General features: G+C 50.9%; 15 protein-coding genes. 9 read left to right on the top strand and 6 right to left on the bottom strand.

The window, feature by feature from the left end; translation table 11 throughout:
• The first annotated feature begins 36 nt into the window (after positions 1 to 36).
• On the top strand, positions 37 to 444 hold the full coding sequence (locus ABEW73_RS25120; RefSeq protein ID WP_430173030.1) for a FixH family protein: 408 nt from the start codon (positions 37 to 39) through the stop codon (positions 442 to 444).
• A gap of 179 nt (positions 445 to 623) precedes the next feature.
• Here the strand turns inward: ABEW73_RS25120 and ABEW73_RS25115 are convergent, their stop codons facing one another.
• Positions 624 to 1,532, bottom strand: a complete 909-nt coding sequence (locus ABEW73_RS25115; protein WP_430173032.1) for a LysR substrate-binding domain-containing protein — start codon at positions 1,530 to 1,532, stop codon at positions 624 to 626.
• A gap of 105 nt (positions 1,533 to 1,637) precedes the next feature.
• Between ABEW73_RS25115 and ABEW73_RS25110 the strand changes: the two genes are divergently transcribed.
• Positions 1,638 to 1,808: a histidine phosphatase family protein gene (locus tag ABEW73_RS25110; RefSeq protein ID WP_430173034.1), complete on the top strand. Its 171-nt coding sequence runs from the start codon at positions 1,638 to 1,640 to the stop codon at positions 1,806 to 1,808.
• 11 nt (positions 1,809 to 1,819) lie between these two features.
• Complete coding sequence (locus ABEW73_RS25105; protein WP_430173036.1) at positions 1,820 to 2,746, top strand: hypothetical protein; 927 nt, start codon at positions 1,820 to 1,822, stop codon at positions 2,744 to 2,746.
• Between the two features lie 142 nt (positions 2,747 to 2,888).
• On the opposite strand, the gene ABEW73_RS25100 is transcribed toward ABEW73_RS25105, so the two are convergent.
• Both ABEW73_RS25100 and ABEW73_RS25095 read right to left on the bottom strand, forming a co-directional pair.
• Complete coding sequence (locus ABEW73_RS25100; protein WP_430173038.1) at positions 2,889 to 3,656, bottom strand: sulfite exporter TauE/SafE family protein; 768 nt, start codon at positions 3,654 to 3,656, stop codon at positions 2,889 to 2,891.
• On the bottom strand, positions 3,656 to 5,131 hold the full coding sequence (locus ABEW73_RS25095) for a carboxylesterase/lipase family protein (protein WP_430173040.1): 1,476 nt from the start codon (positions 5,129 to 5,131) through the stop codon (positions 3,656 to 3,658). The genes ABEW73_RS25100 and ABEW73_RS25095 overlap by 1 nt, the downstream gene beginning before the upstream one ends.
• A gap of 125 nt (positions 5,132 to 5,256) precedes the next feature.
• Here ABEW73_RS25095 and ABEW73_RS25090 point away from each other — a divergent pair, with 125 nt between their 5' ends.
• From ABEW73_RS25090 to ABEW73_RS25075, 4 genes are all read left to right on the top strand, one after another.
• A complete protein-coding gene (locus ABEW73_RS25090; RefSeq protein ID WP_430173042.1) occupies positions 5,257 to 6,165 on the top strand; it encodes a LysR family transcriptional regulator in 909 nt (302 codons plus the stop codon).
• Positions 6,166 to 6,226: 61 nt separating this feature from the next.
• Positions 6,227 to 7,105 (top strand): AraC family transcriptional regulator, encoded by an 879-nt coding sequence (locus ABEW73_RS25085; RefSeq protein ID WP_430173044.1) that lies wholly within the window; start codon positions 6,227 to 6,229, stop codon positions 7,103 to 7,105.
• Between the two features lie 78 nt (positions 7,106 to 7,183).
• Positions 7,184 to 7,930, top strand: coding sequence for a phytanoyl-CoA dioxygenase family protein (locus ABEW73_RS25080; protein ID WP_430173046.1), 747 nt, complete (start codon positions 7,184 to 7,186; stop codon positions 7,928 to 7,930).
• Positions 7,931 to 7,957: 27 nt separating this feature from the next.
• Positions 7,958 to 8,758, top strand: coding sequence for a sugar phosphate isomerase/epimerase family protein (locus ABEW73_RS25075; RefSeq protein ID WP_430173048.1), 801 nt, complete (start codon positions 7,958 to 7,960; stop codon positions 8,756 to 8,758).
• A gap of 108 nt (positions 8,759 to 8,866) precedes the next feature.
• Here the strand turns inward: ABEW73_RS25075 and ABEW73_RS25070 are convergent, their stop codons facing one another.
• From ABEW73_RS25070 to ABEW73_RS25060, 3 genes are read right to left on the bottom strand one after another with little or no spacing between them, the layout of a single operon-like run.
• Complete coding sequence (locus ABEW73_RS25070) at positions 8,867 to 9,397, bottom strand: chromate transporter (protein WP_430173050.1); 531 nt, start codon at positions 9,395 to 9,397, stop codon at positions 8,867 to 8,869.
• 26 nt (positions 9,398 to 9,423) lie between these two features.
• Complete coding sequence (locus ABEW73_RS25065) at positions 9,424 to 10,071, bottom strand: chromate transporter (protein WP_430173052.1); 648 nt, start codon at positions 10,069 to 10,071, stop codon at positions 9,424 to 9,426.
• Positions 10,071 to 11,609: a sulfatase family protein gene (locus ABEW73_RS25060; protein ID WP_430173054.1), complete on the bottom strand. Its 1,539-nt coding sequence runs from the start codon at positions 11,607 to 11,609 to the stop codon at positions 10,071 to 10,073. Before ABEW73_RS25060 ends, ABEW73_RS25065 begins: the two co-directional genes overlap by 1 nt.
• Before the next feature lie 123 nt (positions 11,610 to 11,732).
• Here ABEW73_RS25060 and ABEW73_RS25055 point away from each other — a divergent pair, with 123 nt between their 5' ends.
• Together ABEW73_RS25055 and ABEW73_RS25050 are read left to right on the top strand one after the other, a co-directional pair.
• Positions 11,733 to 12,587, top strand: a complete 855-nt coding sequence (locus tag ABEW73_RS25055) for an AraC family transcriptional regulator (protein ID WP_430173055.1) — start codon at positions 11,733 to 11,735, stop codon at positions 12,585 to 12,587.
• Positions 12,588 to 12,662: 75 nt separating this feature from the next.
• Positions 12,663 to 14,462, top strand: a complete 1,800-nt coding sequence (locus tag ABEW73_RS25050; protein WP_430173057.1) for a sensor histidine kinase — start codon at positions 12,663 to 12,665, stop codon at positions 14,460 to 14,462.

Genomic DNA, 14,462 nt, shown 5'->3' with positions numbered 1-14,462 from the left:
CGAGATTTGGCTATCCGAGAAATGGAGATGATTCGTGTGAGAAGAAGTGTGCTGCTCTTGATTGCAGCCGTATGTTTATTGATCTCTGCTGCCTGTTCCGGCGTTGGCGGGGGAGAGGCCAAAGAATCGGAAAAGCTGGAAGTTGAAGTGAATCCCGTTCAAGACGTCCTCGTGTCCGGCCGTGCAATTCTCATAGATGCCCATATAACGAAGGGAAGCGATTCAATCGTCGATACCGCGCAAGTCAAATTCGAAATATGGAAAAAAGACAGCGCCGAACATGATATGATCACTGCCATTCAAGACCAGGATGGGAATTACCGTGTTAAAACGCTGTTCTCTGAAGGCGGGGAGTATTTCGTCAAAGCCCATGTGGAAAATGAAGGGGCATCGGTAACGACGAGTGAAAAGAAACTGGTTGTTCAAAACGATGAGATGAGCTAAGAAAATCAGATATCCCGGAAAATGGATAATTATTAGAACTCCTGGTGGCACGTACATGAATTTGAATGCAGTGCTCAACTGGCTGAAGAAGGCGATGATCGTCATAACCAACGCTTTGGAAGCCGGAAAATCCGGCTTCCTTTTTTAATCGATAGACGACCATGGACCCATTAGACCCATTACAGTGTGGATCTAACTTTTTTTGCGATCGAAATAAAATCGCGAATGTATCCCTCCAGATCATCTTTATCATGAGAGCAGAGCACGATTTTGTTGGTAAAACGGACGCCAATGACATTCACTTTAGCTAATTCTCCCCGTTCGATGAAGGGACTGGCCACAAGAGAGGATACAAAGCTGACGCCATATCCGGCGACTACGGCTTGGATGGTTTCGTTAAGACCGTTAAATTGCAGTTCGATCTTTGGCGGGCTGACATCTTGAACGCTGCACAGCTCAAGGAGCCTCCTTCGGGTCGTGCTGCCTTCCTCCCGCATAATAAACGGCTCTTTCACCATGTCTTCCATGGAAATTTGCCTGTTGGCATACTTATGATTCGGCGCAACCACAAATTTGAATTCGTCTTGATATAATTCCAGGCAATGGAAGGAATGGTCATTTTGATTTGTAATTTCGCTGTTTCCAAAGATGGCGATATCCGCCTCGTAATTCGTCAATCTTTCAAGTGCAACTTGTGAATTCACCGTCGTAATTTCCACTTCTACTTTCGGATACCTTTGCTTGAATAAAGAAGCCCATTTGGGGATCAGAACGCTAGTCGCCAGGTAATTTCCGGAGATCCGAAGTTTTCCCTGCGGATGTTTATGATGGTCTTCAATCATGGTTTCGATCTGCTCTTCGAGAAGAAACAGTTTTTCGGTGGGTTTAAACAGCTTTTGGCCAAAGGAGGTTAGAACCAGGTTTCTTCCTTTTTTCTCAAATAAAATGACGTTATACTGCTTTTCAAAATTCCGAATTTGGGTAGAGATGGCAGGCTGGCTGATATTCAGCCTCTTGGAGGCCTCGGTAACGCTTCCGGCAAGAGCAACGTTATAGAACAGCATCAATGCATGCAGATTGATAGACAATCCCATCACCTTCTATACATTTTGTTAATACATAATATAAAACATATATTGTTATTTTATACATTGTGGACGTATACTTCAATTACCAACAAAGGAGGGAGCAACATGACGACCACCGTTTATTTCGTAAGATACGGCCTGACCCAGTGGAACGTGGAACAGAAGATGCAGGGGCATATGGACTCTCCGTTAAAATTTCATGATTCTCATCCATTCATCGAGCTGTACGGAGACACCTCTCATTACGAGGGAAGCGCAGACGTGTTGCTGAAATAAGGGGAGGATGCATGAACACGAAGAAAAGGAAAACTCTCTTGGCTTACACGATGGCTTTCGCCATGATTATCCTGATGGCCGCGGCTTCGGAACTTCGTCATAATCATGAGTTTATCCTTCCCGAAATCGCGGCCATGGTGATCGCCATGTGGGTCTATCGGGATCCGAATTGGCTCAGGCATCCGCTTCAGATTTGCCTTGCTCCCACACTCACATCCGTGATCGGTTTTACCGTCAATCATCTTCCTGTTGCATATCTCTTTAAAGTGGGTATCGATTTCATCTTGATTATGGCCTGTTTGCGTTTGATCCAATCCAACTTCGCTCCATCCCTTGCGACCGGCTTACTGCCTCTGATCACCAACGCGCATGATTGGAAGCTTGTCCTGATCATCTTCCTCGCCACTTTAATATTAATGCTGGTGGTCATATTCTTTCAGATGCATGCATCCCTGGAGAAGAAGGTGCAGATCCATTATAAATATACGTACTTTTTCCTGTGCCTGATCTTTGTGTGGATCGGAATATGCTGGATCACCGGCTTCGGGAAGCTGGCCGTCATTCCGCCCATTATTGTCGTGGTGTATGAGTCGATTCAAAAAAGTGAGTATAGCGCTAAGCTGGCATTGAAGCAGGGAGCTGCATTAACTGTATCCGCGACGATAGGGACACTGCTGTTTCTGACTTTGGATTCTTTGGTCATCGTAACGGTACTGGATATGATGCTGATGCTGTTATTGCAGTGGTTGGTTAAGATTCGTATGCCCGCGATATATGCTTTCCCGCTGCTTCCGTTCATCTTCACGCATGATGTCGTGCTGCTACTCCCGCTGACAACAGTGTTTACTTGTTTGTTTATGTTTACAGCGGCTGTCGCTTATAAAAAAATTGAATCTGCTATCCGACCGGAGCGGGTGGACGTGGATATTTCCATGTAATTGAATCCATCTGAATCTATCCATTCATTAAAAAACGCACACTTCAATACTCACTATAATCCTTATTTTTTCCATCCGCTCTCCCGATAAATCAAATCAAGCTATGTTTGCTCATTCAACTCCCTAACTGGTTGGGCAACCTCTACAGCAATAGAATGGCAGCACCAATCATTGGGGTGAGGACCATGCAGGTTTTCAGCCAGACAACGGGAACCCGCTTCGTAAACTTTGCCCCGACATACGAGCCGGACATCGTGCCGATCACAACAGCGACGAGCAGTTGAACATCCAGGTACCCGATCGAGAAGTACCCGGCTCCTCCGGCCAGTGCGATTGGCATGATGACCAGCATGGTCGTGCCGGCGGCAAAACGCATTGACATGCCGAGGATCAGCATAAGCCCTAATTGGATGAAAGGGGTGGAGCCGATTCCGAACAGCCCCGATAAGGCGCCGGTTATGAGTCCGATTAGCAGCGCCTGCAGCCAGTATCGGAAGTCATGGACGACGGATGGCACCGAGTCCCCGGAAGCCTTCGACCGACGTGAGACGTACAGCATCCTGAACCATAAGGCTAGTCCAGAGGCGAACAGCATACCGGATGTCATGAAGCCCAGCTTATCCTCGGGAATAAGCGAGGACCAGCCCGAGCTGACCCATGCCCCTGCCGCACCGGCCAAGCCGACGACGGCCCCCGTCTTCAGTACCATGTTCCCTTCCCGGTAATGGCTGACAGAACCGGAAAGCGACGAGAAGAACATCGCCGCCAGTGCGGTACCCAGCGCGGTATGAATGGGATAACCGAATACAACGGTTAGGATGGAGATAATGAAACCTGAGCCGCCTGCACCTACGAAACCGAGAAGGAGTCCGAGCAGCACCATAACGAGGGCAATATCGACCAACTGCATCAGACCATCCTCCAAACCTGATGGGGAACGCCGATCCCAGCCGGAACCGGCAGGTCTTCGCGAACGCAGCAAATCTTGTCCAGAACCATAGTGGCGTGCCCGCTTCCATATACGGGCCAAGCCGGCAGCGCACGGATATTCGGATCTCCGCTTTGTATAAATGCAACCCATGCTTCCCGCATGGCGCCTGCCAGTGCATAACGCTCAGCTGTTACAGCATATGGATCCTCATTGGTGGGCAATGTGGACATAGGATTGTGGGTTAACGCCGCATGGATGAGACTGCCTTCATAACCGTGTATCGCGCCGAGTGTGCCGCCGCATTGAAGCCGATACATCCATACCGATGTTCCGGACGATGCCACGGCTTCTGCGAATTGCATCGCTCCAATCGTATATAGATGCTCGGTTAACGCTTTGTTCCATGCACCACTTGATGACATAGATTGATTATAACGACCATAAGCATCCCACACGACAGCAGCATTCGCTCCGAAGAATCGTTCGAGCGTCTCGAAGGCCGGTGATTGAAGCATGGGATCATCATGAATGAAGATGGCCGCTTCATCCTCATTCGTGCCGATCAGCAGCGGCGGCAGACCGTTGCTGCCGATTAGGCTCGCCAGGGGATCCACGGGGATAACATGGCCATCGGCTACCGGACCGAACATGTGCAGGCTGCGCGAGGTATCGGAACCGATCGTTGACTGCGCTTCGATTATTTTCTCCACAGGGAATTCAAGCAGTTGATTCGAATTCGCTTGCGTATGTCCAAGTTTCTCTACCAACCGAAGACTCGTTACATTAGCGGTTTGACAATCTCGTATCGACTGCGTCGCGCCGCTCTGGGCAATAGCCCGGTGGAAAAGGCCTCGTGTCGTCTTCATGACGTAAAGTGCGGCCGTACATTTGGCCCCGGCAGAATTGCCGATGACGGTTACTCGCGACGGGTCGCCGCCGAAAGCGGTAATATTAAACTGAACCCATTGCAGTGCAGCTGCGATATCGAGCATTCCATTATTGCCCGAGGTTTCATAATCTTTGCCCAGCAGTCCTCCCAAATACAAGAAACCTAAAGCGCCAAGCCGATAGTTGATCGATACGTAGACGATTCCATTCTCTGCTGCATATCGAGATCCGTCGCACTCCGCCCCCTTGCCCCCCACGAACCCGCCGCCATGAATATAGACCATGACAGGCTTTAATTTTTCACTTGCGCCTGATGTCCACACATTTAAGTTTAAGCAATCTTCGGATTGTACAAGCTCCGGCATGCAGCCTTGCGGATTATGCTTCTGCGGTGCGATAGGTCCGAATTGATTGCACTGCCGTACGCCCAGCCAAGAGAGCGGAGGGGCCGGAGGCTTGAATCTTCGCTTACCGATTGGCGGGGCGGCATAAGGGATGCCCCGGAATACATACGAACCTTTTAATTTTACGCCTGCGACTTTTCCTGATAATGTCTGTACGATCAAGTTGATCGTCTCCTATCCTTACGATTTGAGACTATTATATCTTGTATATTTCATGAACCCTAATATATATTGATTTATATTAATTATAACTTCTGAGTTATGTATTGTAGAAAGTGGGGATCGGAATGGAACTGTTGCAATTAAAGTATTTTCAGACTGCCGCCCGAATGCAACATATGACGAAAGCAGCCCATAGCCTACATATCTCTCAGCCGGCACTAAGCAAAATGATCGCGTCGCTTGAAGCAGAGCTGGGAACCAAACTGTTCAAACGGGAGCGTAAAACGATACGGCTGAACGAGCACGGCAAGCTGTTTCTCCATCAAGTGGATATCGCGCTGCAAGCGCTGGAGGATGGAAAGCTGCAGCTGCAGGATGCTAATGGCTGTGTCTCCGCCGTCCTCACACTTGATGTTCGCGTCTCCTCGCATTTACTGCCGGATCTATTGGCCGATTTCCGCAAAGAATGGCCGAATGCAGAGTTTCAATTGCAGCAGCATGTTTCGTCATTCGAAGGTATGCCGAGCTTCGATCTGTGCCTATCCGATGGCGCAACACCACCAAAGGGAACCGCATCGGTCTGCTTGCTCGAAGAGGATATCGTGGTTGCTGTTCCCGCCGAGCATCCGCTTGCGGATCGGAACCAGGTCAGCTTGCAGGAGCTCAAGGAAGAGAGCTTCATTACCCTGCCTCCGGGTAAATCGCTGCGTGAAACAACCGATGCCTTTTGCCGCCTTGCCGGATTTACCCCCCGTATCCGATTTGAGAGCGACGATCCCGCCACCGTCCGAGGATTAATTCGAGCCGGTCAGGGAGTTGCCTTCCTGCCAGCCGTTACGTGGGGCGGATCAACCGGACCTGATGTCGTCCAACTGCGGCTCGAAGAAAGCTGGTGCAAACGCTCAATCTCCTTGTCTTGGCCCGAGGACCGATACCTCATGCAAACTGCGGTACTGTTCCGGGATTTCATCATTCGATACTTTGCGAGGCTCGCCGAATCGCACCGGCAGGACATCGCTCGAAGAGGATTCTAGCCTGCTCGTCTTATCCGTGTTGGAATTATTGTGAAATCAAAAGCGAAAAGGAGCGACTTAAGTGGAAACCAAGCAGCCTCCCAGGCTAACCAATGAAGATTACCAATTGCAGCCCCACGCGCCTGTTCAGGTGTTTCATGGCATCCATCCGGGGACGATTCCGCTGCATTGGCATGAATTTTACGAGCTGAGTTATGTGGTTTCCGGAAAAGGCGAGCACAGGCTCAACGGTTCCGCGTATCCGCTGTCTTCCGGAACCATCTTCTTGCTGACACCAGCCGATTTTCATGAGCTGGTTTCCTTGGAAGAGGAACCTCTTGAAATCTATAATGTCATTTTCACCGAGGCTATGATGGAGGATAACGTCTACCATTGGTTATTCGGCGGGAAACGTCTGCTGCAAGCACAGCTTGAGGAGAAGCAGCTCCCGGGGGTATTCGCCGACTACGAACGGATGAGGGAGGAGAACGGAGCCTGGCGGGAAGGCAGCGAGATCGTGATCCGGGCTACACTTCAGCGGCTGTTGGTGGATCTGTATCGTGGCAGCTCCGCAAATCGCATCCAGCCCACGAACGAAACGAGAGATCGGCAGCTCAACTTAAACCTGCAAAAGGCTCTAATCTACATTCATCATCATTTCCGTGAGGATTTGAGATTGGAGGATGCAGCGAGCCAGGCCCAATACTCGGCTACTTATTTCAGCGAATGTTTCTCGAAATCCGTGGGGCAGTCTTTTCAACGTTATCTGCAAAATGTCAGAATGCAATTCGCCGAATCGCTGCTTCAGGCCTCCTCGCTGCCTGTTACCGAAATTTGTTACGTCTCCGGCTTTAATACATTGGGGCATTTTGAAAGGGTGTTTCGTCAGCGAAAAGGAATGTCCCCCCGACAGTACCGCAACAAGGCAGAGATAACCGAAGATATGCAGCATTTATCCTAACGAATGCGCAGTATGGCTCTGACCGTCCGGGATATAATGACCACAGTTAACGATATCCCTACTTGACTGGAGGTTATGATGATGACAACGCAAGCCCTTTCGAAGCAAGAAGTTGAGTTTTATAAGGAAAATGGGTACTACTTGTACAAGAAGCCGCTCTTTAGTGCCGAAAAAATGCAGGTTCTGACATCGATCTTTGAAGAGCAGCTGGAGGAGAAGGGCAGCAAATTATCCGACGAGCTGGATACGCCGCATTTCCGTGACGAAAGGCTGCTCGACTTTCTATTATCCGATGAGGTACTGGATCTGGTTGAACCGATCATTGGTCCGAATATCGGGTTGTGGTCCAGCCATTTTATCTGTAAAGATCCGCATGTCGGACGTGCTACGCCATGGCATGAGGATTCGGCCTACTGGAATGGCAGATTAAGCAGCTTCGACAAGATTATCACCGTATGGCTGGCGATCGACCGCAGCTGGAAGGAAAACGGATGCATGCGGGTCATTCCGGGTACGCATCGTAACGGTTTCTCGGATTATGAGGAAGTGGACCGGGCGAGCAATTTGTTCGACACCCAAATCAAGAGCGGTTCCGTCGATGAGTCTCAAGCGGTTTACTTCGAGTTGGAAGCGGGAGAGTGCTCGCTTCACGATTCGCGGATCATTCATGGAGCAGCGCCGAATACTAGCCCGTACCGCCGCTGCGGCTACACCATGCGGTATTTCTCGACGGACGCGCTGGTCTATCCGGATAAGAACCCGGGCTTTAAAGTGTGGCTGGCCCGCGGAAAGAATATAGCCGGAACGAAATTCGTCAACGAATAACCTGAAGGGAAAAAGGAGAATTCGCGAATGGATATTCAGCTGTATAAAGCTCTATGGGGCATGGAAGGAAGCTACAGGGACCAATTGACGCGGGCTGCACAGGCCGGTTATGCGGGGATTGAAGCCCCGCTGCCTCCTCGGGATCTGGAACGCGAATTCAAAGACCTGCTTGCCGAGCTGCAGCTTCACTATATTGCCCAGGTGGTCACTTCCGTTCCCCATCAAGAAACCTTCGCCGAGCAGGTACGCCGGGCTGCCGATTTCGATCCGAAGCTGATCGTGTCCCATAGTGCCCGGGATGGCATGAAGATAGAGGACCAGTTGTTTTTTTTCGAAGCCACGTTGAAGGTTGAGCAAGAGGTCGGCATTACCATCGGCCATGAAACCCACCGATCACGGGCGATGTTCACGCCATGGACGACACGCACCCTGTTGGAGGAGTTCCCCGAGCTGAGCATTACGGCTGATTTCAGCCATTGGTGCTGTGTGACGGAGACCATGCTGGAGGATTATGCGGAAGACCTGGAGGTCGCTATTCGACGCGCCGTTCACATACACGCGCGCGTAGGTTACGCTCAGGGCCCGCAGGTTCCCCATCCCGGAGCGCCCGAATATAGCCGGGAACTGGCCGCATTTGAAACATGGTGGAAACGAATTGTCCAATACCGGAGAGAGCAAGGGTTCAGCTATACCAGCATAACGCCTGAATTCGGGCCTGCCAATTCCGGTTACATGCATACGCTGCCCTTCACAGGAGCTCCTGTTACTGATCTATGGGACGTAAACGAGTGGATGGCCAAGAGGATTTCGGAACGGATGACATCATAAAAAAGAAACTAAAACAAGCCGGACCATGAAGGTTCCGGCTTGTTATTCGTGCTTTGGAAAGGCAACCTAGTCCAATCATTCACGCACGGCCGACAGCCATCCAACTTATTAGAATAAAACAATACCGGCAGCGCCGGCCATGAGGAGTATCAACAACGGGTGAAGTTTGTACTTTAGCAGGAGAAATAAACAGGCTCCGCAAATCAGCAGCGTAGGAATGAGGCCCTGAATGAGCCCTTCACCCTCATTGGGATACCCAAAATGAATAGCTGCATATACGATGAGTCCTGTCGTTACGGGACGCAGGCCGTATAAAGAAGATTGTACATATGGATTGCCCCGCATGCGATAGAAGAGGGCGGACAGCAGCACGATGACGACCAGCGACGGCAGGATGATGCCCGCCGTTGAGACGGCGGCTCCGATATAGCCGGCGGACTGATAGCCAATCAGCGTAGCGGCATTGGTGGCGATCGAACCGGGCGCCATGCCGGCCAGCGCCACGGTCTGCTGGAATTCCGCGGCAGTCAGCAGTCCTTTTTCCGTTACCTCCTTCTGAATGACCGGGATTACCGCATAACCGCCGCCAAAGGACACGAGGCCTACCCTTATGAACATCATGAACAAGTCCCAATACATGTTTCAATCGCCCCGATTCGTTTCGCTCAAATGTAATATTCCAGTTCCGGGCAGCTGTTGATCGCAGCCTTCTTCTCCGTATTCGCTTGAAGGCCCAGCCGTTTTTTAATCTGAATGACGGCCATTCCGCATAGTAAGCTTAGCGCAATAAGATAGAGGGGGTGCACCCCTGTAAACAGCATCACGGATACGGTGGCAAGGGCGGATATCGTTGTCGTTGCATCAAAGACGGCATGTTTGGCCATCCGGTAAGCGGCGACGGCGATTAACGCAATAACAGCCCCATGCATCCCCTTTAAAGCAGCTTCAACTTTGGGTTGATCCCGAAAAAAAACGGCGCCTGCGCTGATCAGGATCACGATCAAAAACGTAGGGCACGTCACGCCAAGCACAGCCGAAACAGCCCCGGCGATACCGGCTTGCCGGTGGCCAATCATCGCGGCCGCATTCACGCCGACTCCGCCAGGAGCGGAACCGGCAAGCGAGATAAGCTCACCGATTTCCTCCTCGTTTACCCACTTTTTCTTACTCACCACTTCGTGCTCAATGATGGGCAGCATCGCATATCCGCCTCCGAAGGTGGAAGGCCCGATGCGAAAGAAGGTCCAAAATAGCTGGGCCAGCAGCGTTAACCGTTCTTTCAGACTGCTAAAGTACGCGTTTATCCTTTCCATTAGGCGTGATGAATTCTCGGCATCGGCATCGGCTCCTTGCCAAGCTCGGCCCAGATATACTTGAGCAGAAGCTCCGCCTTCAGCTGCTCGTACCCCGGTTCGTCCCATAAATTGCGCAGCTCGCCGGGATCCGCTACAAGGTCAAAAAGCTCGCCGTAGGTTTGATTGTAATAAACAGTGATCTTAAATCGCTGCTCGATGTACGTTTTTTGATGAATCGTCGAAGGCTCATGTCGGAATTCGCAGATAGCGTGCTGCCGGGTGGCGTCCGCGTTACCGAGCCACACTTCCTTTTGGTCGATGCCCGTCATCGCTGGCGGTATCGGTATATTGCAGAAGGAGAGGAAGGTAGGGGCCAGGTCGACCAAGGACTGCATTGCATTTGTCCTTATTCCGGCAGGCACCCGCCCTGGATATCGTGCAATGAACGGAAGCTTGATTAAATCCTCGTAATGGAACCCGCCCTTGGCTTGAAGGCCGTGCTGGCCGAAGAAATGTCCATGATCGGTGGTGAAGACCACGAGCGTATCCTCGGACAGTCCCAGTATATCCAGTTTATCGAGAATGCTGCCGATATATTTATCCATCATGCTGATCATGCCGTAATAGACGGCGACCAGCTTCTTCTTGTCGTACTCCGTTAACCTGGATTTCGAGCCGTATTCGTAATAATGATGGGAACGGTAGCCGTGAATGCCGAACCCGGTTTCAGCGAGATGCGAAAAATCCGGATCTTCTTCCTGCGTCAAGCGGAAGTGCGGCGGATTGCGGTCATGTTCACCAGGCGTTAAGGATGGGATCGTGAGTTTTTCCGGATCATACATCGAATCCCATGGTTCCGGCACCAGGTATTCCGGGTGCGGGTCGAAGAAGCTCGCCCACATAAAGAAAGGATCATCCGCCTTCTTATATTGGTCCAAAAGAGAGTTGGTGCGCTCGGCGATCCAGGTGTTGTAGTGGTATTTTTCCGGGATGGGCCAGGTGTATGTTTGGGAAGGATCCATGGTTCCCGTAGGCGGCAGGAAGTACTCGCGCCAATTGGCACATCCTTGCTCCTCCAGCCATAGGGCATAATGTTGTCCGACATGGGCCTCATTCGTATGGTTGCGGGCCAGCTCGACGTGATCGAATCCGTAAAAAGGGCCGTTAAAATTCCGCCAATACTCCAAATCCTGAAGAATCGGGTAGGCCTCCACGGATGGGTAATCTTCCGTTGATTTCAACGGCTGGAAATGCGCTTTTCCCACCAGCGCGGTCCGGTAGCCTGCGTCTTGGAAGCTCTCTCCCACGGTATGGCGGTCTTCCAGCAGCTTTGTCCCCAAGGTCCATGCTCCATGCTGACTCGGGTACATTCCCGTAATGATGGAGGCTCGACTCGGTGTGCAGGTAGGATTGGGGCAATACGCCCGATCGAACGTCGTCCCTTGACGCGAAAGGCGGTCCAGGTTGGGTGTAGAGATCTCAGGTTGAAAGGCTCCGATTGTATTCCAATGCTGCTGATCGCTTGTGATTAGCAAAATGTTAGGTCTTCTCGACAAGTGTAATCCCCTCCTAGTATGATGATATTGAAAATAACGGGTTATAAAAATAGCGAGGTGTTATATTTTTGTTGTCATTTTGTTATTCTTGATGGAAAAATGAAGGAAGAGGAGGGAGTCATGATGCAGGAATACGAATATGAGTATGCGGAGTTCATCTATTATACGCCGGGATATTTGGATAAAGAGGAACAGATCTGGCCTGTCCGGGCAGGGCGAAGCATTGCCAAGCCCAATTACAGGGTCGGACCGAAGCGAATCGAGTGTTATAGCCTGCATTTTGTACATGAAGGCATGGTGCGGCTAGAGTTCGATGACAAACGAGTGGATCTGCAGAAGAATGATCTGTTCTGCTTGTTTCCGGGTCGGACCTATTATTATCACATGCTTCCTGCGGAAACACCGCTTCAGATGAGCTGGTTGGCAGTGGACGGGAACAGGGTCAAGCCATTGCTTGCGCTGGCCGGCTTATTTCCGGAAAGCCCGTTCGGCAAACAAATGATATCCTCTAAGGTCAAAGAATCCTCTGAACACGTGATTGATGCCCTGGCCGCAGTCGAGCGCTGGAAACCGGCGGTATCGCTGGAACTGCACGGCTTGATTTATGGACTGCTCGCCGGCATGGTCCCGGATATGGCTTACGCACAGCCGACGGAACTAGCGGGATGGATTCACGAGTGTTTGGATTATATGGAGCTGCATGCCACCGAGGGGATTTCCGTACAGCAGGTTGCCGAATTCGCGGGTGTGCATCGGTCGTACTTCTCCAATATGTTCACCCATCAGGTAGGAATGCCGCCGTTAAAATACCTTCAGCGCATACGAATGGAAAAGGCGAAACGGTTGTTACAAGAAACGGACGCAACGATTACCGAGATTGCCTTGTCTCTCGGCTATCCGAATTTGTATTCGTTCACCAGGGCTTTCAAGATCTATTATAAGGTGCCTCCCATAACCATGCGCGGAGCTCATTGCTGACCGTACGGACGGCAATACGTTTTTGTAAACGTTTACTATCGATTTCTTCTGATCTGGAAAAAGGAGACGCGCACCATGAAACTCTCTACGATTCAAAGGTGGATATCACCCAGACGAAGTATTCAGGGGAAAATCTTCATTGCGTTCAGTGCGGTTACGCTCGTGTCCATTGTTTCCATTACCGTCATCGTGTATATGAGCATGCGCGAGACGATCATGCAAAATGCGATCACCTCGGTTTCGGACAGCATCAGGCAGGCGGATGAATCACTGAATATGATGCTGGAAGAGATCGACCGGCTGAATACCGTCGTGGTGACCAACAAAAACACGGTGATCGACACCTTACTGAGCCCTCATGAAGAAATTAGCTATGAATGGTTTCAAGAGCAGAAACGGATCGATGAGTTTCTATCCGTTCTGATTGATTACAAGCCTTATATTTCACGGATTGCCGTGGTCGGTTTGAACGGCAAGGTGTTTTTCTCGGGTGGTCCGTGGCTGGACAAGACGGTCTTAGGGACCGGAATGATGGATTACATGCTCCAGAATGGATCGCGTCATGCATATTTCAAGCAGACCGGGGTGTCGGATGCCATCACGATTGGGCGGGAGATCCGATATAACCGGGAACCGATCGGGGTTGTCATGGTGGATTTGAATTATGATTTCATCCAAAAAACATACGGCGTGAAGCCGACCACCGATAGTATGGTTTATGTGCTGGACAAGCAGGGCGGATTTGTCTATGAGGCCGAATCGGCGCCGTCCTTTGCTCCGTCGTTCGAGAAGATCCTCAGCATCCATGGAGAACTCGCAGGGAATGGGGATGCCATTAAGCAAACCATTGACGGCAGAGACTACATCGTTGTCAGCCGCCAATCCGGTTATACGGGATGGACCACCCTGGCTCTGATACCGATGGATTCGCTGCTTAGCGAATCGACAAGGCTCCGTAAACTGTTGGCCGAGGTATCGGTTATCGTCTTCATCGTTGTCCTGATCGGTTCGCTGCAGGTCTCTTCCCGAATCACCCTTAATATCCGGAGGTTGAAGTCCTTAATGATGTTTGTGAAGGAAGGGAATCTGACGTTTCCGAGAAAAGAGATAACAAGCGAAGACGAGACCGGGCAGCTGTACCGCGTCTTTATCAGCATGGTGGAGGAATTGAAGCGATTGCTGGAAGGGATCCGGGTCAGCGAGAAGGAGAAACGGGAGGCTGAGTTAACGGCGCTTCAGGCGCAAATTCATCCCCATTTTTTATACAACTCGCTGAACACGATCAAGTATTTGGCCAAGATGAACGGCGTGCCGAATATCGAAGAGGTGTCCGGATCGCTGATTGAGCTTATGCGCGGTGTTCTGGGCAATTCGAGTGAATTTCTGACGGTGAGGGAGGAACTGGATTATGTTGAACGCTATATCTCGATCGTGAAGTACAGGTATATGGAGCCGATCCGGATGGTTACCCAGATCGAGGACGACATTTTGCTGGAATGCCGGGTGCTGAAGCTGATGCTGCAGCCCCTTGTGGAGAATGCCATCATTCATGGAATCGGAGCGATGGAGCAGGAAGGACTCGTGCTGATACGCGTATGCGATGAGGGCAGCGATTTGAGGATTGAAGTGATCGACAATGGCAAGGGCATAACGGAAGGGCAGAGGGCGCACCTGCTGGGCGAGGCGGGCAAGAAGGGGGAAACCTCCCGTTTTAGCGGCATGGGCGTGCGCAATGTGCATGAGCGGATCGTTCACATGTACGGCGATTCGTACGGCGTCAAGCTGTACAGTGAGCCGGGTTTATATACAAAGGCCGAGATCCGGCTGCCCAAAAAAATGGAGAGTTCGGACAAATCCCGACAAGAGGTGATATAA

This window comes from Paenibacillus lautus (assembly GCF_050482385.1).
GTDB lineage: Bacteria > Bacillota > Bacilli > Paenibacillales > Paenibacillaceae > Paenibacillus_AQ > Paenibacillus_AQ lautus_B.
The sequence above is the reverse complement of the archived record's forward strand: the minus strand, read 5'-3'. Positions and strand labels throughout refer to the sequence as shown.

Coding starts and splice junctions, on each gene's coding strand:
- ABEW73_RS25075 (WP_430173048.1), top strand. CDS start 7,958: ATGGATATTCAGCTGTATAAAGCTCTATGGGGCATGGAAGGAAGCTAC.
- ABEW73_RS25110 (WP_430173034.1), top strand. CDS start 1,638: ATGACGACCACCGTTTATTTCGTAAGATACGGCCTGACCCAGTGGAAC.
- ABEW73_RS25050 (WP_430173057.1), top strand. CDS start 12,663: ATGAAACTCTCTACGATTCAAAGGTGGATATCACCCAGACGAAGTATT.
- ABEW73_RS25055 (WP_430173055.1), top strand. CDS start 11,733: ATGCAGGAATACGAATATGAGTATGCGGAGTTCATCTATTATACGCCG.
- ABEW73_RS25070 (WP_430173050.1), bottom strand. CDS start 9,397: ATGTATTGGGACTTGTTCATGATGTTCATAAGGGTAGGCCTCGTGTCC.
- ABEW73_RS25100 (WP_430173038.1), bottom strand. CDS start 3,656: ATGCAGTTGGTCGATATTGCCCTCGTTATGGTGCTGCTCGGACTCCTT.
- ABEW73_RS25105 (WP_430173036.1), top strand. CDS start 1,820: ATGAACACGAAGAAAAGGAAAACTCTCTTGGCTTACACGATGGCTTTC.
- ABEW73_RS25090 (WP_430173042.1), top strand. CDS start 5,257: ATGGAACTGTTGCAATTAAAGTATTTTCAGACTGCCGCCCGAATGCAA.
- ABEW73_RS25080 (WP_430173046.1), top strand. CDS start 7,184: ATGATGACAACGCAAGCCCTTTCGAAGCAAGAAGTTGAGTTTTATAAG.
- ABEW73_RS25065 (WP_430173052.1), bottom strand. CDS start 10,071: ATGGAAAGGATAAACGCGTACTTTAGCAGTCTGAAAGAACGGTTAACG.